This is a genomic window from Halorhodospira sp. M38 (genome assembly GCF_022227985.1).
Taxonomy (GTDB): Bacteria; Pseudomonadota; Gammaproteobacteria; order Nitrococcales; family Halorhodospiraceae; genus Halorhodospira; species Halorhodospira halophila_A.
This window is the reverse complement of the sequence record NZ_JAJNQP010000017.1, coordinates 1-21,479: the sequence shown is the minus strand read 5'-3', so window position 1 is coordinate 21,479 and position 21,479 is coordinate 1. Positions and strand designations below refer to the sequence as shown.

Annotated in this window: 22 protein-coding genes and 1 pseudogene; 7 read left to right on the top strand and 16 right to left on the bottom strand. The window is 65.9% G+C overall.

The window, feature by feature from the left end; genetic code table 11:
* Nucleotides 1–28: 28 nt before the first annotated feature.
* From LRA98_RS10015 to LRA98_RS13225, 5 genes and pseudogenes are all read right to left on the bottom strand, one after another.
* Complete coding sequence (locus LRA98_RS10015; RefSeq protein WP_238633977.1) at nucleotides 29–1,156, bottom strand: ABC transporter ATP-binding protein; 1,128 nt, start codon at nucleotides 1,154–1,156, stop codon at nucleotides 29–31.
* A 114-nt stretch (nucleotides 1,157–1,270) separates the two neighbouring features.
* Nucleotides 1,271–2,353, bottom strand: a complete 1,083-nt coding sequence (locus LRA98_RS10010) for an MraY family glycosyltransferase (protein WP_238633976.1) — start codon at nucleotides 2,351–2,353, stop codon at nucleotides 1,271–1,273.
* Nucleotides 2,354–2,547: 194 nt separating this feature from the next.
* A complete protein-coding gene (locus LRA98_RS10005) occupies nucleotides 2,548–3,378 on the bottom strand; it encodes a GNVR domain-containing protein (RefSeq protein ID WP_238633975.1) in 831 nt (276 codons plus the stop codon).
* Nucleotides 3,379–3,399: 21 nt separating this feature from the next.
* Nucleotides 3,400–3,858 carry a hypothetical protein gene (locus LRA98_RS13065; protein ID WP_443134948.1) on the bottom strand — a complete coding sequence of 153 codons (459 nt, stop codon included), beginning with the start codon at nucleotides 3,856–3,858 and terminating at the stop codon, nucleotides 3,400–3,402.
* Nucleotides 3,798–3,926: pseudogene (locus LRA98_RS13225) on the bottom strand (arsenate reductase/protein-tyrosine-phosphatase family protein); the annotation flags it as partial. The gene LRA98_RS13065 and the pseudogene LRA98_RS13225, both read right to left, overlap by 61 nt.
* Before the next feature lie 253 nt (nucleotides 3,927–4,179).
* Between LRA98_RS13225 and LRA98_RS09995 the strand changes: the two are divergent.
* Nucleotides 4,180–4,944, top strand: coding sequence for a sulfotransferase family 2 domain-containing protein (locus tag LRA98_RS09995; protein WP_238633974.1), 765 nt, complete (start codon nucleotides 4,180–4,182; stop codon nucleotides 4,942–4,944).
* A 5-nt stretch (nucleotides 4,945–4,949) separates the two neighbouring features.
* A complete protein-coding gene (locus LRA98_RS09990; RefSeq protein ID WP_238633973.1) occupies nucleotides 4,950–5,543 on the top strand; it encodes a phosphatase PAP2 family protein in 594 nt (197 codons plus the stop codon).
* Between the two features lie 39 nt (nucleotides 5,544–5,582).
* Here the strand turns inward: LRA98_RS09990 and LRA98_RS09985 are convergent, their stop codons facing one another.
* The 3 genes from LRA98_RS09985 to LRA98_RS09975 are packed head-to-tail and all read right to left on the bottom strand — an operon-like array spanning nucleotide 5,583 to nucleotide 8,242.
* Nucleotides 5,583–7,175, bottom strand: coding sequence for an ArnT family glycosyltransferase (locus LRA98_RS09985; RefSeq protein WP_238633972.1), 1,593 nt, complete (start codon nucleotides 7,173–7,175; stop codon nucleotides 5,583–5,585).
* Nucleotides 7,176–7,217: 42 nt separating this feature from the next.
* Nucleotides 7,218–7,505 carry a lipid-A-disaccharide synthase N-terminal domain-containing protein gene (locus tag LRA98_RS09980; protein WP_238633971.1) on the bottom strand — a complete coding sequence of 96 codons (288 nt, stop codon included), beginning with the start codon at nucleotides 7,503–7,505 and terminating at the stop codon, nucleotides 7,218–7,220.
* Entirely contained in the window at nucleotides 7,502–8,242 is a 741-nt protein-coding gene (locus tag LRA98_RS09975; protein WP_238633970.1) for a glycosyltransferase family 2 protein, read from the bottom strand. The genes LRA98_RS09980 and LRA98_RS09975 overlap by 4 nt, the downstream gene beginning before the upstream one ends.
* A gap of 120 nt (nucleotides 8,243–8,362) precedes the next feature.
* Here LRA98_RS09975 and LRA98_RS09970 point away from each other — a divergent pair, with 120 nt between their 5' ends.
* Nucleotides 8,363–9,166, top strand: coding sequence for a hypothetical protein (locus LRA98_RS09970; RefSeq protein ID WP_238633969.1), 804 nt, complete (start codon nucleotides 8,363–8,365; stop codon nucleotides 9,164–9,166).
* 14 nt (nucleotides 9,167–9,180) lie between these two features.
* Here LRA98_RS09970 and msbA read toward each other — a convergent pair whose 3' ends face one another.
* Nucleotides 9,181–11,073, bottom strand: a complete 1,893-nt coding sequence (msbA, locus tag LRA98_RS09965) for a lipid A export permease/ATP-binding protein MsbA (protein ID WP_238633968.1) — start codon at nucleotides 11,071–11,073, stop codon at nucleotides 9,181–9,183.
* A 94-nt stretch (nucleotides 11,074–11,167) separates the two neighbouring features.
* On the opposite strand from msbA, the gene LRA98_RS09960 reads away from it, so the two are divergent.
* Genes LRA98_RS09960 through LRA98_RS09945 form a run of 4 tightly spaced genes read left to right on the top strand, consistent with a single transcriptional unit; the run spans nucleotide 11,168 to nucleotide 14,639 of the window.
* Nucleotides 11,168–12,034 carry a phosphotransferase gene (locus tag LRA98_RS09960; protein ID WP_238633967.1) on the top strand — a complete coding sequence of 289 codons (867 nt, stop codon included), beginning with the start codon at nucleotides 11,168–11,170 and terminating at the stop codon, nucleotides 12,032–12,034.
* Between the two features lie 26 nt (nucleotides 12,035–12,060).
* Entirely contained in the window at nucleotides 12,061–13,044 is a 984-nt protein-coding gene (locus LRA98_RS09955; protein ID WP_238633966.1) for a hypothetical protein, read from the top strand.
* Nucleotides 13,045–13,056: 12 nt separating this feature from the next.
* Nucleotides 13,057–13,839: a sulfotransferase family protein gene (locus LRA98_RS09950; protein WP_238633965.1), complete on the top strand. Its 783-nt coding sequence runs from the start codon at nucleotides 13,057–13,059 to the stop codon at nucleotides 13,837–13,839.
* Complete coding sequence (locus tag LRA98_RS09945; RefSeq protein WP_238633964.1) at nucleotides 13,836–14,639, top strand: ATP-binding protein; 804 nt, start codon at nucleotides 13,836–13,838, stop codon at nucleotides 14,637–14,639. Before LRA98_RS09950 ends, LRA98_RS09945 begins: the two co-directional genes overlap by 4 nt.
* On the opposite strand, the gene LRA98_RS09940 is transcribed toward LRA98_RS09945, so the two are convergent.
* From LRA98_RS09940 to LRA98_RS09910, 7 genes are all read right to left on the bottom strand, one after another.
* A complete protein-coding gene (locus LRA98_RS09940; RefSeq protein ID WP_238633963.1) occupies nucleotides 14,636–15,427 on the bottom strand; it encodes a lipopolysaccharide kinase InaA family protein in 792 nt (263 codons plus the stop codon). The genes LRA98_RS09945 and LRA98_RS09940 overlap by 4 nt on opposite strands.
* Before the next feature lie 44 nt (nucleotides 15,428–15,471).
* The gene (locus tag LRA98_RS13220) at nucleotides 15,472–16,620 is read right to left on the bottom strand and encodes a glycosyltransferase family 4 protein (protein ID WP_443134949.1); all 1,149 of its coding nucleotides are present in this window, start codon (nucleotides 16,618–16,620) and stop codon (nucleotides 15,472–15,474) included.
* Nucleotides 16,617–17,273, bottom strand: coding sequence for a hypothetical protein (locus LRA98_RS09930; protein ID WP_238633962.1), 657 nt, complete (start codon nucleotides 17,271–17,273; stop codon nucleotides 16,617–16,619). The genes LRA98_RS13220 and LRA98_RS09930 overlap by 4 nt, the downstream gene beginning before the upstream one ends.
* Nucleotides 17,274–17,310: 37 nt before the next feature.
* The gene (locus LRA98_RS09925; RefSeq protein WP_238633961.1) at nucleotides 17,311–18,204 is read right to left on the bottom strand and encodes a glycosyltransferase; all 894 of its coding nucleotides are present in this window, start codon (nucleotides 18,202–18,204) and stop codon (nucleotides 17,311–17,313) included.
* Between the two features lie 10 nt (nucleotides 18,205–18,214).
* Nucleotides 18,215–19,654 (bottom strand): O-antigen ligase family protein, encoded by a 1,440-nt coding sequence (locus LRA98_RS13170; protein ID WP_238633960.1) that lies wholly within the window; start codon nucleotides 19,652–19,654, stop codon nucleotides 18,215–18,217.
* A complete protein-coding gene (locus tag LRA98_RS09915; RefSeq protein ID WP_238633959.1) occupies nucleotides 19,620–20,300 on the bottom strand; it encodes a hypothetical protein in 681 nt (226 codons plus the stop codon). The genes LRA98_RS13170 and LRA98_RS09915 overlap by 35 nt, the downstream gene beginning before the upstream one ends.
* Before the next feature lie 60 nt (nucleotides 20,301–20,360).
* On the bottom strand, nucleotides 20,361–21,479 hold a 1,119-nt coding region (locus LRA98_RS09910; RefSeq protein WP_238633958.1), incomplete at its 5' end, for a phosphotransferase family protein.

Here is a 21,479-nt window from a genome sequence, read left to right as displayed (position 1 = left end):
GCTCCCGCCTGGCGGCAGACCCGCCGGCTCAGCCGACGTTGACGGCGCGCACCGGCTGGGCGGTGGGCTGCTCGGCCTGCTCCGCCACCTCGCCATCGGCGGGGAAGGCCACCAGGTGCTCGGTATCCAGGGTCAGGCCCACGTCGTCGCCGACGGCGTAGTCGCTGTGGCTTGGGGCCAGGGCCAGGAGTTCGACCCCATCCGGCGTGCGCAGGGTATAGAGGGTCTCCGCCCCCTTGAAGGCCTTTTTCACTACCCGGCCGTAGAGACCCGAGGGCGCCTCGCCCATGCGCACGTCGTCCGGGCGCAGGAGCACATCCACCCGGGTGCCCGCCGGCCACGGGAAGCCGTGGCTGCCGCGCAGGGTGCCCAGGCTGGTCTGGATGCGCTCCCCGTCGATCAGGGTGCCGGAGATCATGCTGCCCTGACCGATGAACTCCGCGGCGAAGCGGTCCGCCGGCTCGTGGTAGAGATTGAACGGCGTGTCCCACTGCACGATGCGCCCGTCGCGCATCAGGCCGATCTCGTCGGCCATGGCGAAGGCCTCGTGCTGATCGTGGGTGACCAGGATGGCGGTCATCTGTTGGTCGCGGAAGATGTCGTGGAACTCGCGGCTGAGCCGCTCGCGCAGTTCCACGTCCAGGTTGGAGAAGGGTTCGTCGAGCAGCACCAGCTGCGGCTGCGGCGCCACCGCCCGGGCCAGCGAGACGCGCTGCTGCTGCCCGCCGGAGAGCTCGTGGGGGAAACGATCCCCATAGCCCTGCAGGTCCACCAGCTCCAGGAGCTCGTCGGCGCGGCGGCGGCGCTCGCGGCGGTTCAGCCGGCGCAGGCCGAAGGTGATGTTGTCGTAGATGTTCAGGTGCGGGAAGAGGGCGTAGTCCTGGAAGACCATGCCCATGCGCCGTTTCTCCGGCGGCATTACGTAGCCGGGGAGTGAGAGTGGCTCGCCGCGGACGCGGATCTCACCGTTGCACAGCGGCTCGAAGCCGGCGATGGCGCGCAGCGTGGTGGTCTTGCCGCAGCCGCTGGGGCCGAGCAGGCAGGCGATCTGCCCGGGCATGACGCGCAGGCTGAGCTGATAGACCGCGGTGGTGCCGCCGTAGCAGCAGTGGACGTTGCTGAGCTCCAGCAGGGGGGATGCCGTGTGGTCCACCATGAGCGCTCCCGCGCAGCGTGGCAATGTTGAGCCCAGCATGCACGATTTGCGAATAATTCTCAATGCGTGGGGCGCTGCCCGGCGGGGTGGTCTGCCCGCCCACTCCCTGGATGGTCACTGGCGCAGGTTGGAGCGCACCCAACGCAGCTGGCGGCGCATCAGCCGGGCAAAGCGCCAGGCCCGGGCCTGGGCGAGGACGTGGGCCAGGGCCACCGGCACGAAGAGCACCGCCAGCACCCACTCCGGCACGCCCAGCCCAGTGCCCACGACGCCGACCCCGCCCAGCAGCACCGTGGCTAGCACCAGCACGGCTACGGTCTGGCCCGGGGTGAAGCCGGCGCGGTAGAAGATGTGGTGCAGGTGTTCGCGGTCGGGCTGGAACGGGTGGCGACCGCGGAGGATCCGCCGCCCCATCAGGGTCAGGGTGTCGAGCACTGGCAGAGCCAGGATCCAGGCGATGGCCACCGGCGGCAGCAGCGCATGCTCGCCCTGGGCGGCCTCCACGGCGAACCAGGCCAGGGCGAAGCCGAGCATCATGCTGCCGGAGTCGCCCAGGAAGCAGGCCGCCTTGCGCCGCCACGGGTTGCGCATGTTGAAGATCAGAAAGGCGCAGACCGAGGCCAGCAGCAGCCCCGCCAGGATCAGCCAGCTGGCGCCGCCGTTGAAGGCGCCGGCGAGCACCAGCCAGCCCAGCGCGGCGGCTACGGTGCCGGCGGCCAGCCCGTCCACGCCGTCGAACATGTTGATGGCGTTGATCAGCCCCACCACGCAGAAGACGGTGAACGGCAGGGCGAGGGCACCGAGTTCCAGCGACACCTGCGGGCCGAGCAGCTGCCCCAGGTCCGACACCACCAGCCCCGACCAGGCGGTCATCAGCAGCGCGGCCACCACCTGAGCGGCAAACTTCACCCACGCGTCGATATCGATCAGGTCATCGATGACCCCCACGATGGCCAGCAGGCCCATGCCGGCGAACAGCCCTTGGTAGTCGCGCAGCCCGAAGTCCGCCGGCAGCGACGCCGCCACGAACCCGAGCAGGATGCAGATGCCACCGATCAGCGGGACCACCCGCCCGTGGCGCTTGCGCGCGCACGGCCGGTCCACCAGCCCGGCCTGCAGGGCCGGTCGGCGCAGGACCAGCAGCAAGAAAGCGGTCAATGCAAAAGCGAAGAAGATCTGGACAGCGATCTGCGTCACAGCGTGGCGCTCCGTTGCCAAGCGCGAGGGGTCAGTGGGAAAGCTGCCAAGCTAACACACCATTGGGTCTCCCAGGGCCGGTTGCCGCGGCGCGGTCGCATACGCTCAAGTGCCCTGTGGTCGGTACGTGTAGTCGTAGTAGTAGTACTGGTAGTAGCCGCCGCCGGCGCGCTTGGCCTGGAAATCGTTGAGGATCAGGCCCGATACCTGCCCCCGAGGACCACGCTCAGCGCGGCGATCAGGTTGCGCTGGGGGGCCACCGGAGTGCTGGCGGACTCCGCCTCATCGAGGATGAAGACATCGCCCACGACGCCGGCCCGGGCCACGCGCAACTCCTGGGAGGTGTTCAGCAGGTTGGTGTAGAGCGAGGTGCTCACATCCACCTCGCGCCGCAGCTGCAGCGCCTGCTGCTGCTTTTCCGGCAGGTTGGCGATCTCTTGCTCCACGTCATCTTTAACGCCACGCAGCGAGGCCTCGCGCCGGCGCATGGTCTCCATGCGCGGGTGCTCCGGGCCGTACTGGAGTTCGAGCTCGTTGCGCTCGACGTGCTGGCGGACGTAGTGCTCGGTCAGGCTGCTTAGGGCGTCCTCGATGTAGGCCCGGTCGGGGTGCTCCATGCGCACCTCCAGCACCCCGCTATCGCTGCCACGCTCACTGAGCGAGAGCTGCCCGCGCAGGCTGCGGATTGCCGCCTGACGGCTGCGCGTGCCCAGCTCAAACTCGGTGCCGGGGCGCGCTTGCAGATCGGCGACGAACAGCGTCACGCCCGCTTGCCCGCCGTACTCCAGGGCCAGTAGCTCATCGACCTCACCTTGTGCGATCGTCTCCTCACCGACGTGCAGCGTGTAGTCTCCAGCCTCCCCGGCGCGCAGGATCAGCGGGTCACCGTCCAGGTCTCGACGCAGGCCAGGTCCGATCTCCAGCCGGGTGACGTCGATGGACTCCCCGCCCCAGATGAGCTGGCTCAGGTCGATCTCATCCTGGCCTTCGCCGCCGCTCGGGGGGGCGCTGTGCGTCTCGCTCATGCTTGCCTTCGACCTCGCGGGCTAGTCACGGATGATGCGATCGGTCTGCCAAAGGGCCTGAATGATCGGCGTGTACTGCGCGACCACCCGGTTGAAGCGGACCAGCGGCGAGGCGGACACGAAGACCACATCCCGCGGTTCGAGCTCGAAGCCGTCGGCGAAGAGCAGGGCCGGCGCCTCCCGCGCGTCCAGGCGGAAGACCTGCGGGCGCAGGCCCAGCACCTCGCCGCTGTCCTCATCCCGCACAGGCTGACCTCGCAGCACATAGAGTTCCGCGGTGTTGGCCGAGGCCAGATCCACCCCATCGGCTTCGGCCACCGCCTCGGCCAGGGACAGCCGGCCGTCCTTGAGCTCGACCGCCGTCTCTCGTCCATCACGGCGACGGCGTGGGGGTCCGCCCCGGCGCCGACCAAGGCGCCAATGCCGGCGGACTCGACCCGGTCCGCCCCGTCCGGGGCGGATGCCGCTTGCAGCATGCACTCGGCCATGGGGCTGCGGCAGATATTGCCCGTACAGACCACGAGAACGTTGCCCAATAGAGGATGCATAGGCCGGGAACCGAACGACTCCTGGGGGGAACGACACCGCGCGCTCCGTTCGCGGAAGTCGGTACGTTACCAACCCGTTTGCTCCCGGGTGATTAATCAGGGTTTAACGCAGCGGAAAAGCGCAGTCGCCGAGTGGGGCAAGCAGTCGCACCCGGCGCGGCGGCGCTTTGGTGGGTGGTCGGTTTGACCCAGAGAGCGGCGAGGACTCTGTTACAATCCCGCCGGCCAGACGCCCAGTGAGCGCCGTACTCCCATGACCGTCATCTCGCACCGCCACCAGTTCGTCTTTATCAAGACCCGCAAGACCGCCGGTAGCTCCCTGGAGCTGGCCTTGGCCAAGCATGCCGGGCCGGACGATGTCATCACGCCGGTGGCCGAGGGTCAGCGCAAGGAGCTCGGCTTCCCGGGGCCGCAGAACGACCGGTTTCTGGATAACGTCCGCCCGGGAGCGGTCGTCCGCGGGCTGCAGGGCTACGCCGACGACCCGCTGGCCGGCGAGCGGACCTGGCTCCAGGCGCTGCGCGACGCCACCCCCAGCTTCTACCACCAGCACATGAGCGCCCGGCACGTCCGTCAGCAGCTCGGCGCCCAGCGTTGGGCGCGGTACTTCACCTTCACCGTCGAGCGCAACCCCTGGGCCCTGGCGGTCTCGCGCTACCGCTACCGGCATAAACAGGGCAAGGCCTCGGACTCATTTCGGGAGTTCCTCGACTCCGGGATCATGGCGCGCAAGAGCAACTTCAAGCTCTACGCCGACGGCGAGCGGCCGATGGTCGACTACATTGTGCGCATGGAGCACCTGGCCGAGGACCTGGCCGAGGCCAGCGAGCGCATCGGCTACCCGGAGAACCTCGCCGAGCTGATCCAGGGCATCCACGCCAAATCCGGCGGCGGGAAGGTCGATTATCGGGCGTACTACGACGACGCCTGCCGCGAGATCGTCGCCCGGGAGTGTGCCCGGGAGATCGAGCTGATGGGCTATACCTTCGAGCCAAGCCAAGCCAAGCCAAGGGACTGAAATAGATGGTCTGTACGCAACACTCCGTCCCCTCCATGGGGCATCACCGCAAGGGCCGCTTGGGGACGGTCTGGGCCGCGGTGGTCGCGGCCCTGTTCCTGGTAGTCACGCCGGCGCAAGCCGATCGGGTGGAACTGGCCGGAGACATCCTCCAGGTCGCCCTGCCGCTGACCGGTCTCGGTCTCACCTACTACCACGACGACCGCGAGGGTCGCGGCCAGGCGCTGGGCGCGTTTGCCGCGACCATGGGCGCGACCTACGCCCTCAAGCTGACCGTCGACGAGGAGCGCCCCGGCGGTTCGAGCCGGACGGACAGCTTCCCCAGCGGCCACACGGCGGCGGCGTTCTCCGGCGCCTCCTTCATCCAGCGTCGCTACGGCTGGGCACTCGGCGCGCCGGCCTACGCCCTGGCCTCGTTCGTGGGCTATTCACGGGTCGACTCGGACAACCACTACGAGCGCGATGTCTTCGCCGGGGCGGCGATCGCGGTGGCTGCCACCTACTGGCTGGTGGAACCGCATCCCGCGCTGCGCGACGTCGCGGTAACGCCCCTCACCGACGGCGAGGTGACCGGCCTCCACCTCGACGCCCGCTTCTGAGCCACGGCGCCCGGCCCCCATCGGAGGCCGGGCGTGCCATCACGGCCGCGGTGCTTCGCTCAGGTCGTCGGCGTGCCAGATGGCCATCCAGCCGCCGCGGTGCGGTCCCGAGTAGAGCGGCTCCGGGTCCAGTTCCTCAGGCAGTGGATCGTCATACTCCACCACCAGCACCCCGTCCGGGTTGGCGTCGACCCAGTCATCGATATCGCGGGCGTTCACCTCGTCGAGCGGCTCCTCCAGCCGACCCTGGAAGTGGAAGCGGTTGCGGTAGTGATCCACGTAGCCGATGTCGTGTCCGTCGCGCTGCAGTGATCCGACCAGCCTCGCCTGGGGACCGACGTCGTACCAGGCCACCGCGGGGCCAAGGACGCCCTGGAACGTGACTGCCACGAAGAGCACCGAGGCGCTGGCCAGGGTGTAGAGTTGGGTGCGGATCTGGCGCTTGGGCCACACGCAGGCCAGGGCCAGGGCCAGGGTGATCAGCGGCAGCCAGAGCGGCACGTCGCCCGCCCAGGCCGGCCAGCCCTGCGCCTCCTGCTGCATGGGGGCCGCGAGGTAGAAGGCCGCGGCCGCGATCAGCAGGGCAGCGGGCAGGACCCCGCCGATGCGCGCCTCGCCCTGCTGCCAATCGCTCAGCCCGCGGGCAAGCAGCAGCGCGACCCCGGGGAACAGCGGCAGGAGGTAGTGCGGCTGCTTGCCGCTGATCAGGGTGAATCCGAGGAAGACCGTCAGCAGCCATACCGCCAGCATCGCCGTGCCCCGGTCCGGGCGCCGCAGCGCCCGGGCTGCGGCGCGCAGTGCCGTCGGCCAGAGCAGCCAGGGGAAGAGCATGATCGGCAGCAGCGGCAGATACCACCACCACGGCCGCTGGTGGGAGAAGGACTCCACCACCCGGCCGGAGGTCTGACCCCAGAAGATCGCCTCGGCGTAGGCCTCGCCGCCATGGATGGCCGCCGGCACCGCCCACGCCAGGGCGATGGCGGCACCGCCGAGCAGCGCGGCGATCAGGCCCGCGTACCAGCGCAGCCAGATGCCGGGCTCGCGCAGCCACAGCGGTGCCAGCACAGCCACCGGCAGGATGTGCAGGAGTGCCACCGGACCCTTGGCGAGGATGCCGCTGCCGATGCCGATGGCCACCAGCAGCCAGCCGATCATGGCCTGTCCCTGCGCCGCGAGCACCACGCCGGCGATGCCGACCAGGACGCAGAAGGCCAGCAGCACATCGAACATCAGCGCCGGGGTGAAGATCACCCACAGCAGGCAGGCGGTGAGGATGATCGGCGCCACCCAGAGCGTCTCCGGGCGCTGCGGCCACAGGCGATGAGCCAGCCAGGCAGTCAGTGCCGCGGTGCCGAGCGAGAACAGCGCCAGACCCACGCGGGGCCACCACTCATTGACCCCGAACAGCCACCACCCGGCGTGCAGCCACCAGAACAGCAGCGGCGGCTTGTGGTGGTACGGCTCGCCATTGAGGTGGGGCACGAGCAGGTCCCCGCGCTGGAGCATCTCCCACGCCACCCCGGCGTAACGGGTCTCGTCGAAGGCGGTGGCCGGGCTCAGGGTGAGAATGGCCAGGATCGAGGCCGTCCAGGCCAGCGCAATCCAGGGTAGGGCGGCGCGGGCGTCCGTCATACCGAATTCATCCTGCGAGTCTGAGAAAGGGCGGAAGCCGAATCAATCGGTGGCAGCGGCCTCGTGCCGTCGCTCCCGGTAGACAAAATAGAGGTTGCGGAAGTAGATCAACAGCCCCGCCGCCTGGCCGACGATGAAGACCGGGTCCTCGCGGTAGATCGCGTAGGCGAGGAGCGTGGCGCCGCCGGCGATGCTGAAATACCAGAAGGCGATGGGGATCACGCTTCGCCGCGCCCGCTCGGTGTAGAACCACTGCACCAGGAAGCGCATCGAGAAGAGGGCCTGGCCGATGAACCCGATGATGAGCCAGACGGTGGCGATGTTGATCATGGATGCTCCTCGCGGGCTTCAGGGTTGCAGGGCCGTCGCTGCAGCCACATCACCCCGCACAGGTCGACGATGCCCACCCACAGGCGGTTGCCGACCCCGTACTTGGATGCCCCGCCGTGGCGCGGCCGATGGTTGACCGGTACGGTCGCCACACGGGCATCCGCCCGACGCGCGAGTGCCGGCAGGAAACGGTGCATGTGGTTGAATCGGGGGAACTCCAGGAACAGATCGCGCCGGAATAGCTTGAGGCCGCATCCGGTGTCCGAGACCCGGTCGTCGAGCAGCCACCGGCGAACACCGTTGGCCAGCCGCGAAGAGAAGCGCTTGACCCAGTCGTCGGCCCGCCGCGCGCGCAGGCCGGCCACCAGGTCGGCGCCCTGCTGCGGATCGCGGCCGATATCCAGCAGGCGGGGCAGGTCACCCGGGTCGTTCTGGCCGTCGCCGTCGAGCGTGGCCACCCACATCCCTCGGGCATGACGCACGCCGCTGACCAGGGCCGCGCTCTGCCCGGCGTTGTGGTGATGCCGGATCAGGCGGAGCGGCGCCGGGCTCGACGGCGCCGCCGCCAGCACACACTCCGTGGTCCGGTCGGTGCTGCCGTCATCGACGACCAGCACCTCAAAACAGCAGACTCCCTGCAGCGCCTGCCCGATTTCCTCGAGGAGCGGTGCGATGCACGCCTCCTCGTTGTAGACCGGCACCACAACGGATAACTCAATGGATTCGGGGGTCACCATACGGACGGGGATTGGGATCCTGAACAAAGAGAGTAGGATACGGATTGCAACACAAGCATTGCAACAAAACGTTATCCTTGGTCGGCCAACAAGCCATGACCAAAAGGGGCGAGGGAAGTCATGACGGTCAAGATTGCCTACATCCTGGGCTGCACCCACAGCGGCACGACGCTGCTCCATCGCGTGCTGGGCGCACACTCGCGGGTCATGAACTTGGGCAGCGTCAAGAACCTGCGGACCGCCGTGTGCGAAGGCAAGAAGTGCCCCTGCGGGGCGCCGAAGCTGGAGCAGTGCAGCTTTTGGCAGGCCATCGACGAGCAGGTCCGTGCCCTCGATGGCCGCAGCGTCTTCGATCTTGACCCGGACAGCCGGTGGGCCCGGCGCTTCGCCACCGACAACCGGGTCCTCTTCCAGGCGGTCGCCGCCGCCCACGGTGTGCAGGTGGTGATCGACTCCTCGCGCCGGCCATCGCGCCTGGACCGGCTGCGCCAGGTGCCCGGCATCGACCTGGTGCCGATCCACCTCTACAAGGCCCCGCCCGCCCAGGTCTACTCCTGGGAGAAGCGCAACCAGCCGCGCCAGATCACCGCCAGTGCTCTGCGCTACTGGGGCAAGCACCGCTATGCCCGCCAGGTGGCCCGCCACTTTCCGGCCGCGCTGCGGGTCAGCTATGAGGCCTTCTGCCAGGATCCGGAGACCGAGACCGCGCGTATTGCCCGCGCACTTGGCCTGGCCCCCGAGCCCGAGGCTGTGCGCCACTGGGGCGAGAACCCGATCCACGTCCTCGGCGGCAACCGTATGAAGAGTCAGCGGGACTCGGTCATCCGCCTCGACGAGAAGTGGCGCCGCGAGCTGACCGCCGCCGAGCAGCGGCGCATCGACCGGGTCTGTGGCCGCGTCTACCGGCAACTGACCGCTGGTTAGCCGGAGGCGACCGGCTAGCCCGCGGCAGCGTCGCCCTGAGTGTTGGTGGCGAACTGCATGTAGTATAGGCCGGCGTAAGCGCCGCCGCGGGCCAGCAGCTCCTCGTGGGTGCCGCGCTCGGCCACCTGCCCGTTCTCCAGGAAGAGGATCTGGTCGGCGTTCTCCACCGTCGACAGCCGGTGGGCGATGACGAAGGCGGTGCGCCCCTGCATCAGCCGCTCGAAGGCGGCGTGGATGTAGCGCTCCGACTCGGTGTCCAGCGAGGCCGTCGCCTCATCGAGTATGAGGATCGGCGCGTCCTTGAGCACCGCCCGGGCGATGGCGATGCGCTGGCGCTGACCGCCGGAGAGCAGGGTGCCGTCTTCGCCCACCTCGGTGTCGAAGCCCTGGGGCAGGGCCTCGATGAAATCGCGGGCGTAGGCGACCTCGGCCGCCCGGACGATCTCCTCGCGGCTGACCTCGCGCTCGGCGCCGTAGGCGATGTTCTCGGCGATGGTGGTGTTGAAGAGCACGATGTCCTGGTTCACCGGCGCGATCTGGCGGCGCAGATCGGCGAGCCGGTACTCCTCGATGGGCACCCCATCCAGGCGGATCTCGCCGGCGGTGGCGTTGTAGAAACGGGGGATCAGGCTGACCAGCGTGCTCTTGCCGCTGCCCGAGGGCCCGGTGAGCGCGATCATATCGCCGGGTTCGGCGGTGATATCGATCCCCTTGAGCACCTCGTGCTGGCCGTCGTAGGCGAAGCGCACCCCGCGCAGCTCCACCCGCCCCTCGGCGCGCTCCAGGCCCCGGGTGCCGCTGTCCTGTTCGGACTCGGCATCGACCACCTCGAAGATGCTCGCCGCCGCCGTCAGCCCCTTCTGCAGCTCGGCGCTGAGCGAGACGATGTGCTTGAGCGGGCCGTGGAGCAGCGTCATGGCGGCGATGAACGAGACCACCGTACCCACGGTCAGCGTCTCGACCACCGCCTCCATGGTGGCCACGGAGATCACCACCGCCAGGGCGATGCCCACCAGCAGGCGAATCAGCGGGATGGTGGCGTACTTGAGCGCGGCCTTGCGCATGGAGGCCTTGCGGTTGCGCTCATTGTTGTGCTCAAAGCGCCGACGCTCGCGCTCGGCCTGGCCGAAGAGCTTGATCTCCTGATGGGCGTGGACGCTCTCCTCGGCGACGGTGCCCACACCGCCCACGGCGCCGTGGATCTTGCGGCTGATCTTGCGAAAGCGCTTGTTGACCAGGCCGATGATCCCGGCGATCAGCGGCAGCACCACGCTGATCAGCGCCACCAGCCAGATGGAGAGATAGAGCAGGTAGCCGAAGATCAGCACCACCTTGACCACATCCTTGAACAGCGTGAGCACCGCCTGGGTTGAGGCCTTGGCGGTCTGCTCCGCCTCGTAGGTCATCCGCGAGATCAGCCGCCCGGAGGAGAGCTGCTCGTAGGTGCTGAAGGGCATGCGCAGCAGGGCGTCGTGAACATCCAGGCGCAGGTTCTTGATCAGTTGTCGGCCGATCCAGGTGATCAGGTAATGGGAGACGAAATAGGAGATTCCCTGGAAGACCAGCAGCCCGAGGATGACCACGGCGAAAAGGCGGATCATCGCCGTGTCCTGCTCGACCAGGCCGTCGTCGAGCAGCGGCTGCAAGGTGGCGATCAGGGCCACTTCGCTGGCGGAGAACAGGGCGGTCGTCACCACCGCGATCAGACCGACCTTCCAGTGCGGGAAGACGTACTGCGTAAACAGCCGCTTGAAGACCGGCCAGGAGGGCGTGTCGGGCCGTGGCCCGTCGGGCCCGCCGGCCTCGGCTCGCTTCTTCTGCTGCTTGCGGCGCTTCTTCTCCAGCTTCTCCGGATCGGCCACCGGGTCGAGGTCCAGGTCGGTCGCGGTGTCGCTCTTCGTGCTCAAGGCCACCTCGGCTGCAGGGCGCAGTCTCTCAATCCACAAAGCCCGCCATGATAAGGTATTGAGCCGCTTTACGGTGCAACCAGGATCGACGCCCTTGCCCCCCCTTGAAACCCATATCCAGGCCGAGGCCGCGCAGGACCCGGACATCGCCCGCGCCCGGGGCGAGGACGGCGCGTTGTGGGTCACCGACCGCCAGGCACTGACCCCGGAGGAGTTGGCGGCGTGGCTGCCGCAGTGGGAGGCCGCGTTGCCCGAGCGCGGTGAGCTGCTCGCCGCACGCCGCCGCCACGACGTCTACCGCCTGGACACCGAGGCCTTCGGGCCGCTGGTGCTCAAGTACACCAACCCGGGCAAGACCAAGCGGCGCTCGGCGGTGGCGGCGTGGCTGACCGGGCGGCGGCTGGAGCGGGCGTTACCCGGCGCGGTGCCCGGTCTGATTGGGGCGGTGGACTGGCTGGAAGGCGACCAGGTGGTCCACGCCTGTTTGATCACGCGGTTTGTGGCGGGGGAGGGCCTGGAGCCAGAGGGTGAGCCGGTTGCACTGCCACCCGATTTGGCGCAGCGGCTCGGCCGCTTCCAGGCCAGGCTGCACCGTACCGGGGTTTACCTCCAGGACTGTCGTCTGGGCAACTTCCATCGGGTCGATAGCACGGTGACAAACGCCGGCGGGGTGGATGGCTTCTGCCTGCCGGATCTAGAGGCCCTGGCGGATGGGCAGCCGACGCGGTTCCAGGCGGCTCGGTTGGCGCTGAAACTCAGGTTGGATCGAGCGAGTCTGGCCAGTTTCTGGTCGGCCTACTGCGCGGAGCGCGGCGAGGATTTGTCCCTTGTTGAGCGCCTGCTCCTTTGGGGGGGGTATGTGCCCGCACGACAATTGCGGCATCGGTTGCTGCGGTTCCACCGTCACCGGCTGCGGCCCTTGCTTTACAATGGCGAGCGTCACCCGCCGCGGGGTGGTTAACCGCCAACTTCAGTGGAAGGGCCTGAATGAGTAGCATGTTGCCCCGTGAGCTGATCCTGCATATCGGCTTCAACAAGACCGCCAGCACTTGGTTTCAGCATCACGTCTTCCCGTACCTTGAGCAGGTGCAGTATATCGGTCGAGGCAAGGACCCGGTGCGGGGGCTGCGTCGGGATCTGGTGCGGGCCTGCCCCGCGTATCAGGCGCTTGGCCTGCCTACGGAGCAGTGGCGGCACCGTGCCGATGATGTCATCCGCGCGCTGGTCGCGCCGGCCAAGGACGGTCGCCCGGGTGTGGTCTCCCATGAGCGTATGAGTGCGCCCTGGCGGTTTTTCGCGGAACGCGGCAAGCCCATACGCCACCCAGATGCTTTGCCGGAAAGCCTCGCCTTGCTGCGGGAACGGGCCCTCGCCCTGGGGGTCGAGCGGGTCGCAGTGCTCTTCTTCATCCGCCGTCAGGATAGTTATCTGCCCTCGTTCTATGCCGAACGCAGCGACCGCATCCCGCGGGCTGGGCAGAGTGATTTCGAGGCCCAGCTCGAACGGATTCTCGGGGAGGAATACGCCACGCGGGGTGCCTTCCTCGACTATGGCCGCACCGTGCGTGCCCTGCAGCAGGCCCTGCCCGAGGCAGATCTTAAGGTGCTGCCTTTTGAGCGGCTGCGAGGCGACGCCGAGCAGGTGCTCCGAGAGGTGGGGGCGTTTCTTGGTGAGGACGGGGAGGCCCTGGTGTCTCGAGTGGACACAGGGCGAAGGGGGCGACAGCGCGGCGGGAAACGACCGAATACCTGGACCTTGCGGCCCCGGCGGGGGGCGGTGATCCGCCCGGCGAAGTTGCGCCGTCGCCTGGGGTTGGATACGGAACGGACGGAGGTGACGCTGACCGCCGACTGGGCCGAACGAATCCGGGAGACGTATCGGGCTAGCAACCGGGATCTGGCGGCGGCCGTGCCTGAGCTCACCGAGAGCCTGGTCGCCCACGGGTACATCGAAGACGCCCCTGCCGGGTAGAGGAGAAACGGCATGGTACACCCCCTGCTCCAAGAGGCCGCCGCCGTTCCCTCGGGGATCGCGAAGTGCTGGCGGCCGTTCTACCGGGTCTACCCGCCGCGGTGCCCACTGGCGTTTGTTCCCTCGCTCAATCGGCGGGTGGCCGTTTATCCGCCCCGGGAGTACGTCTGGGTGCGCATTCCCAAAGCGGCCAATTCGACCATCGCCGCCACCCTCTGGGCAGCCATGGCCGAGGCGGGCGATACTGTGACGGGGCAAACCGGCGGCAAGAACTCCGACAAGCAGCGTTTCGTCCGGCCCAGCGCCCTGAGTGCGGAGCAGGTGAGGGCGGTGCGCGAGCGCTATTTCAAGTTTATTTTCGTAAGGAATCCGTACACGCGGGTTCTTTCCGCGTACTTGAACAAGGGGCGCCCGGGTAAAGATCGCGGGCGCAAGTTTGGGCAGACGGAAGCGTTGATGGGAACCCGGACCGGGTTCGAGCATTTCTGCCGCTATTTGGCGAACGGCGGCCTGCGCAAAGATGCGCACTGGTATCCGCAGAGCGGCCTCTGCCCCTTCCCGCCGGGGGAACTGGACTTTATCGGGCGAATGGAAACCTTGGGCGAAGATCTGGAGCGACTGCTCGCGCAGCTCGGTCTGCCGTGGCAGGGGATTGTCCAGGCCGGCCCGCAGCCGACCCGGGCGCGGGAGCGCGTAGCCGAGTTCTACACGGAAGAGAGTCGCCGGCTGGTGGCGTCACTGTACGCTGAGGATTTTCGCGCGTTCGGTTACCAGCAGGAGTTGGAGGCGGTGTGAGTGGTGCCGGGACCGGTGACGGCGATCCGACTGAGGGTGGTCGTCCCTTCGTTCTGGTCACCGGCGCGCCAGGAACCGGCAAGAGCACATTGTGTCGGGCCCTAATAAAGCATCTGCGCGGCTGGCGGTACCCGATGGCATCGCCAGCATACGCCCGTGCGCTGCGCAGGCCGGAGGGTGGCCGGCTGCCGCCTTGGTACGGCGCTTGGTCGCTGGATCACGTCGAGCGCGACGCGCTGCGCGCTGCGGCCAAGCGGCCACGGCAGGTCTTGTCGCGCTTCCCTGGGCTGGAGTCGCGTCTGCTTGCCGCCTTCGCATCCGCCGATCCCGCGCTGTTCACCGGGTGCGGCCAGAGGGTTCACGACCTGCAAAAGGTCGTACATCGCTTGCAGGTCTACCAAGGGCTCCGCGAGCACCCCGGGGCACCGCTGATACTGGAAGAGGATGGGTTCTGGCACAAGCTTGTGCTGTGCGAGGACGCGGCGCCCTGGGACGTGGTGCCATTACCGGATGCAGTGGTAGTACTTACCATCGATGATCCGGAGGTCGTTCTCAGGTGGCGGCGGTCGCGTGGCGCACGTCACGATCGGCGGGCATTGAGCGGTGAAGAGGCGGAGGGGGTTGAGCAGGTGCGAAGGCAGGATTGTGCTTGGCGGAAGGTTATCGAAGTGTGCCGGCAACAGGCGGTGCCGGTTCAAGCCGTTCGCTTAGGCGGGGGTGACGAGGACCAGGCGATTAGCTTGACCCGGTGGCTTGTAGAGGTGACCGGAGCGGCCGGATTCAAACGGAAAGAGTTCTAACTGGACGGTGAGGAGTCGCCTGTTAACGGGACTCGCTCCAATTGCCGTGCAGCTCGACTGCTGTCGTGAGCCAGCCGGCGGCCGACCCACCGCCAATCCTGCCAGGCGAGGTGCAGCGGCTGACCGGCAGCGCGGGCGTAGGCGCGCACGAATTGCCGGGCAACGGCGCTGGGGAGACACGTGCGGTCGAGCAGCCGCAAGGCAGCCCCGAGGTGGCGCCGGGCCATCTTCAGCAGCCTGCGTCGGCGGATTGTCCGCGGAAGCCAGGGCGGGCGTCGGATGTTATCCACGTCGATTACGGCGACGGTCGGGGTGGGGCCCGACAGGTCGACCAGGAAATTGCCTTTGACGGGGTCCATGTGGACGAACCCGTTGCGGATTAGTTGGCCCCAAAGGGTTGCGGTGGCGTTAATGACCCCAAGAGCGGTCCCCGGCGAAACTGCCGTGCGGACACAGTTCTGAGCTGCCAGGTCCTTCAGTGGGATACCTTCAACGGCGCTCATCAAGAACGCGCCGCGCTTTCGCCCGGCCACCGTTAGCGTCATCGCAGCCAGCGGGATGGGGCCGGGGACGCCCCTTGCCCGCAGCAGCTCCGCTGAGCGAAAGAGTCGCGCCGGCGGGCGGAGCCATAGGGCGGCATGATCCCTGAGGGTATGCGGTATATAAACCTTGAGGTAGCACGTGGCCCCCTCCCCAACAAAACGGTAGACCCGCGCCTTGGAGTCCTTGATCAAGGTCAGCCCGGGGGCGTCGGAGCGTTCCCAGGCCGCTGCTACGGCGTCGGCCATGGCCCGGCCTTCAGCCGTGCCTTTTTGTATGGAGCTCGACCGGGTCATCGGTGCGGAGGGGCAACCGGGTCATGTTGGGCGACCGCATCCAGAAAGTACTGCTCCCACGGGAACTGCAGGCGCTCCCGCGCGTCGCGGCACTTTGCTGCGGCGTGGCCGTAGCCTTCGGGCGTAGAGACGGACGCCAGGCACTCGAGCAGGGCGTGCGGGGTTGGCTCGAAGAGCAGGCGTTCGTCCCCAAGGATGTGCGGGATCCCGTCCCGGCGGCTGCCGATGGCCGGGGTGCCGCAGGCCAGGGCCTCCAGTAGGACGTTGGGGAATTGGTCCTCGCGAGAGGGGGCGACGACCAGGTCATGGGCGCGCATCAAGTCGTAGATTTCGGAGCTGCGCGGCACAACGGTGAGCGTCGGACCGTTGTTTACGGCTTTGCGTTGCAACCGGTGTACAGTGCGCTCTCGGACGCCGACGACAGTTACCGCTTCCACAGAGGGTGCTCGCTCCGGCAAGTTCGGCAACGCGTCAAGCAGGATATCCAGCCCTTTAAGCGGTGAACTGCTCCCAATATAGAGCAGCCGCGCAGGTTGCTCGGGTAGTGTTGATCGCGGCGGCTTCGAGAGCTGCGGCACATCGTTCTCCACTACCCTGAAACGGTCCGAGGGTAAGCCGTAGGCCTCTTGGAGCTGCTCAAGCGCGGCTGGGCTCTGGACGATGATTCGGTTGGCTCGGCGCAGGGTGTATGCCCATATGCGTCTGGCCACAGTGTGTCCCAGAGCGTGGTAGACGCGGGATAGAGGGTTGGTTCGCAGTGATTGACGGATCTGGTGCCGGCGGATGAGGTTCGAGCGCGATGCGACGATCAGCTGGGCGCCACTCAGTCGTGCCGCCAGTAACGCCGCGAGGTAGAGCGTCTCGCTGAAGATCAGTAATCGGGCGGGTCGGTCCCGAAGACCGCGTAGGGCGGATCGCTGTCGCCAAATCGCCCACAGCGCCTGCAGCGCCCGACCGGGCAGCCACGCGGGGAAGTCCAGCGGCCAATGAGCGATTTGGCCCCGCTCAGGGGTATCTGCGCGTTCAGGAGTCAGCCAAACGGCGTCCAAATGCTGTTGCGACGCACCGCGAAGCAGGCGATCAAAACGGAAGTGGGCGCCGGTCCGCGCGCGGTCATGATGTGAGAAAAAAACCAGCAACGTCACCTCGACCAGGGCCACTCAAGAACGGGGCCATAATCTGCTTCCAGGCCTTGGCGAAGCGCTGTGGCGAGCGGTCCCCCGAAGCGCCTGTAGCAGGCCCGTGCCCACTCGGTGTGTACAACATCCACCGTGACGGGGGCCTCCTGTACGCCCAGTGCAAGCAGCATGGCGTGCCGGTGCGTGCCCTCACGGCACTTGACGAGTCGACCCTGCCGGTCGATCCGCACCGTGAGGTCGTGCGAGCGTTTGCCGCCCAGCTCGCGTTGCGGTGCATAGCCATGCTCTCTGATGTCCAGCAGGATCTTCACCTGTCGGTCGAGATAGGCATCGAGTGAGGCGCGGCTAGTCAGGTACGGCTCCGCGATAAACCCATTCTGCTCCAACTCGGCGCACGCTGCGGCGTAGTACGGAGTGTCTCGGAAGGCGCCCTCGGCAGCCAGCAGCTCGCGCATCTGCTCCACCCGAAATGGCGGTAGCTCTCGCCCGCCGGCATCCCAGTCGCCGCCAATGATCCAGAACGGCCAGCGTTTCAGGTAGGCGGGCCACTCCTGCCAGCGTTTGCGGTAGACGATCTGCTGCGGGTTGACGTTGACAAGAACGGCACCCCGCGGTGCCCAGAGTCGCCACCGAGTCAGGGGCAATCGGGGGTAAGGCATGACACTACGGCTCCGGCGAGCTTGCGACGCCGCTATCCTACCAGCGCTCCCCGGCGATGGCTCGCCGGTATAGTGTCTCGTAATCAGCGCAGACCCGCCGGATGTCAAAGTGCCGTTCTACGTGCTCTCGGCATGCCTGCGGGGATAGCTGATCCAGGGCGTCAATTGCTTCGACCATCTCCTCTTCCGTCCGACAGATGAATCCAGTTCGGCCATGTTCAATAATCTCCGGCAGAGCGCCTCGGTCTGTACCGATCACTGGGGTGCCGCACGCCATTGCTTCGATGAGCACCAGGCCAAACGGCTCATCCCACCGTGCCGGCACCAACAGTGCGCGGGTGGATTGCAACAGATCCAGCTTGGCCCAACCGGAGACAGCCCCGACAGCGCGGACACCCGGCCACCACGGGAGACGGCTCGCCGGGACCTTCCATGTGGGCTGGCCGGCGAGAATCAGTCTCTTGCCAGCGCGCCGCGCAACGCGTACCGCCGTCTTCGCACCCTTGTTGGAGCGTCGCAGTTTTCCAAGGAAGAGCAAGTCTCTTCGATGGGCCTTCGCCACCGGGAACTCATCCACGGGTAGTCCGTTATGGACAAAGGTGTGTCCTTGGTGGCGATGACAATGGTTGGCAGAGACAAACACCGGGTTGAAAAGCTCTCCCCCACCGTTTCGCAAGTTCCCGTGCACGGTCGTGACGGCCGGCACCGACGGTGGCGACTCCCTGGTGAACAGCTGGTGGTCTTCTCCATGAATGTGAAGCACGTCCGTCTCCGGCGGCAGTGCGTTCTCCACGGCCTTGCGCTCCCAACTGGTCGGGGACGAGACGGTATAACCGTTGGCAGCCTTGTTCGCCGCAGTGGGCGCGATGACGTGAGTGTGATGTCCGGCGCGTTTTTGTGCCGCGATGAGCCATTCAACCAGTTGCGGCATCCCACCTGCGTCAGCAAGATTCCGCGGCGGCATCGTGCGCCGAATGAGATGAGTGATGTGCATTTTGATCACGTCTTGGTTCGCCAAACAGGGCGATGGAGTAGAAGCCGGCTGTGATGAGCGCCATGTGGGGCCAGAAGTGGTTGAAGACGATGTAAGACTCACCGATGTTGGCGAGTATGAAAGCGGCCAACAGCGCGAAGTAAAGCGTGCCATATCGCTTAGGCACCCTTCTTGTCCGGGTCGATTGGAAGATCTTGTAGGAGATGTGCGCAAACAAGGCAACCATGATCGTGGTCCCAGCGATGCCGGTAGAGAACAGAAGCTCCAGCCAGGAATTGTGCAGGTGGCTGAAACTACGGGTCGGAAGATCACTCGCTGAGATCATGGACCGCGCCGTTTCCGTCCCGTAGCCGAGTACCGGTCGGTCGGCCCAGTGTTCAGCGGCAAAGGTCCAGAGATAGTACCGTGCCCCGACGCTGCCGGTGGGGGTTTGTATGGCTCCTTCGGAGAGCTCAGTCAGCCCTCCGGACCAGGACGAAACGCGACTTTCCATCGCGGGTTTGAAGACAATCACCAGAGATACGATCAGGATCGTGAGGCTACCGGCTCCAATGGAGAATGCCCGAAGTTTCCTCGACCAGCCCTGGCCGTGGGTCAAGTGTTGCCAGAGCACCACCAGACCGATCAGACACGCGGCAACGGCGCCGCCGAGAGGCCCAACGCCCTGCGCCGAGAAGAGGCCGAAAGTGCTGAAGCCAAGCGCCAGTGCCCAAAGCCCCAGTCGTGCCGTAAAGAGAGTGACGCCCTGCTGAAGAGAGCCGACGCAATCGCGGGCGAGAAAAGCAAGGATCACGGTGGTGATCATGAACGGAAGCGCAGCCCGGTGCGGATTGCCGGTACCGAAATCGAGTCGCGACCCTTGCAGGCCCGCCCGAAGAAGATCGGGTGAAACCTCCGGCAGCGTAAACACGAACCAGGCCGCTGTATACCCCAAAAGCACCGCACGGACGACACCCAAGCGGCCGGCGATAAGCCAAGCCATCAGCGGGATCCAGCCAAGCCGGGACCAGTGTCGGGCCGCATTCCAGATATTGTGGTCGGTCGGGATATCCGTATGGGCAATGGCCAGGCTGTTGGACAAGATCATTGCGCCGACCCAGGCTGCGAAAAGCCAGAAAGCCGGATTCGTGCGAAGGAAGCGCCAGGCTGTCGGGAGTGCGGCCAGGAAAGCAACCAGCATCAGCATCTCCCCCAGGCGCATGATGTCGCGCTCGAGGAGGAATGCGGATGAAGCGAGGATAACCCCGATCGTTCCGACCCCATTGACCCAATGGCGTGTGCTTGGGCCGCACATGCAAGCGGCGAACAGGTTGTACAGGCGCAGTCGTCCAGTGGTACGCAGATGCATCGGTTTAAAGTAGGCCCTCTTTGTTTTTGCCGATATCACGGCGAATGCATCCGGAGATGCGGTCGCTGATGTCGATCTCCGTAAAGGCCTTGGCCGGGGAGATGTGCAGTCGTCGAACACTGGTGAGGCGTTCATGATCGCCGACGTGTCCAAGCCACTGAGCGGAGCACAGATGCTCCCAGGCCTCGAGGAAACGAAGGGCGCCGATCGTCGGGCGGAATGCGATACAGAGAGACAAAATCGGGTTCTTGTCGGGGTTTTTCTGGTTCGAAACCGTGGCCAGGTCCCACGCCTCGGCAGGAAGCGAGAACGGGGCGGTGACGATCGCGTCCGCATCGACCCAAACAACCGTCGCTTGTAGTGTCAAAAGCTTGAACTTGATAAACGTGGGCTTGAACAGCTGGGCATTCAGAGCGCTGCAGTTCGGGATGGTCTCGGTTGCGCAGGAGAGACCCTGATCGATGCAAGACTGCTTCAACCGGTCGAGTTGCCAGTCGTAAAATCCATCGCGGGTCGCATAGGAAATAATCCTGAATCGGTCTGCCGAGAGATCGGCGGCTGAGAAATCTACATCCAGGGGAAACGTAGGGGTTGGTGCCAGCAAGAAGCCGAGATTTCTTTTTGTGCGCTTGGCGCGGCGTTTTTTGAGCCGGTAAGTAAAGCTCTCAAAAAAAGGGCTTTTCATTGGTGGTATCCCTTTCGAGAGTGAAAGATGGGAAAGACCAGTTCGGCGGTTGGCCGTCGCTCATTTCGGAGCATTCTCCAATAGTCGGTGTGCCGCCTTAAGTGTTTTGTCCCGGTGGATACGAACATGGTGATCGGGCGAAGCCCGGTAACGTACATGGTAGATGCGGTGCTGATGATCGCGCAGGTCGAGCCCCTTAAGGACGCGGCGCGCCAGCTGGTCCATTTCCGGTGACCGGGCGTTGTCACCCACATCGCGTTTCCATTTCGCGTAGACGTGGTATGCGCCTTGAAACCGCGATGCAAGCGAAGCGATGTCAAAGAAGATCGGGCCGGTGCGGGCGTGTTCCCAGTCAATGATGCGCATGTTACCACTCGGCTCGCGAAGTGTATTAGAAACAATGGCGTCACCGTGAATAGTGCTGACCGGAACGCGCCATGATCCAATCTCGTGAAGCGCTGAGAGAATGGTCGTCGCTTCTTCGTCGTTCCAGCCGTAGGTTTCCAGATCATGCCGGGAGGGTGGGGTCCACTCCGGGAGTGTATTGAGTGATTGCCACGAAATACCGGCGTCCTCGTAAAAGCCCAAGAGTTTCTCGGTAAGAGTCGTTGCGGCCTCATCTTTTTCGTTCGACCGAAACCGTCGGCCGTTAATCGCGCGCATCCAGACCGTGGGGTAGGGCGTTTTCTTAAAGGCGACGGGCGTGGGAGCGACGGCCGGATCGTACGCGTGGAGCTCCTGCAACACATCATATTCACGCTTAAGTGCATCGAGGTCGGCAGGCGAGCCGGGGCCGCGTGTCTTTGCGATCAAATCGTGTTCCGGGAAATAAGCGGTGATGTTACTCTTGACATGAATCCATCGAGCGCTGCAAGCCAATTGATCTTGGAACTGATCCGTGGTTCTGAGGGTTAACGCCGAAACGATCCTCTGGGGCAGGAACGTGGTTAATGATTCCAGAGGCGTCGTGAAGTAAATCGAGGTGGCGCCGACCAACATCGGTTTGCATCGGTTTGGGGGCGGCCGATCTGCGGAGAGCCCCATTTCCTCCTGAAGCGCGGCAATCTGTTGGATGAGGTCATTGGGGGAGTGTCCTCTAAGGACGGTGGGTTGTGGGGTCATGTCGCATACCTTTACCAAAGAGAACGTTGAACGGTACGTGAACGTGAGCGCTATTCC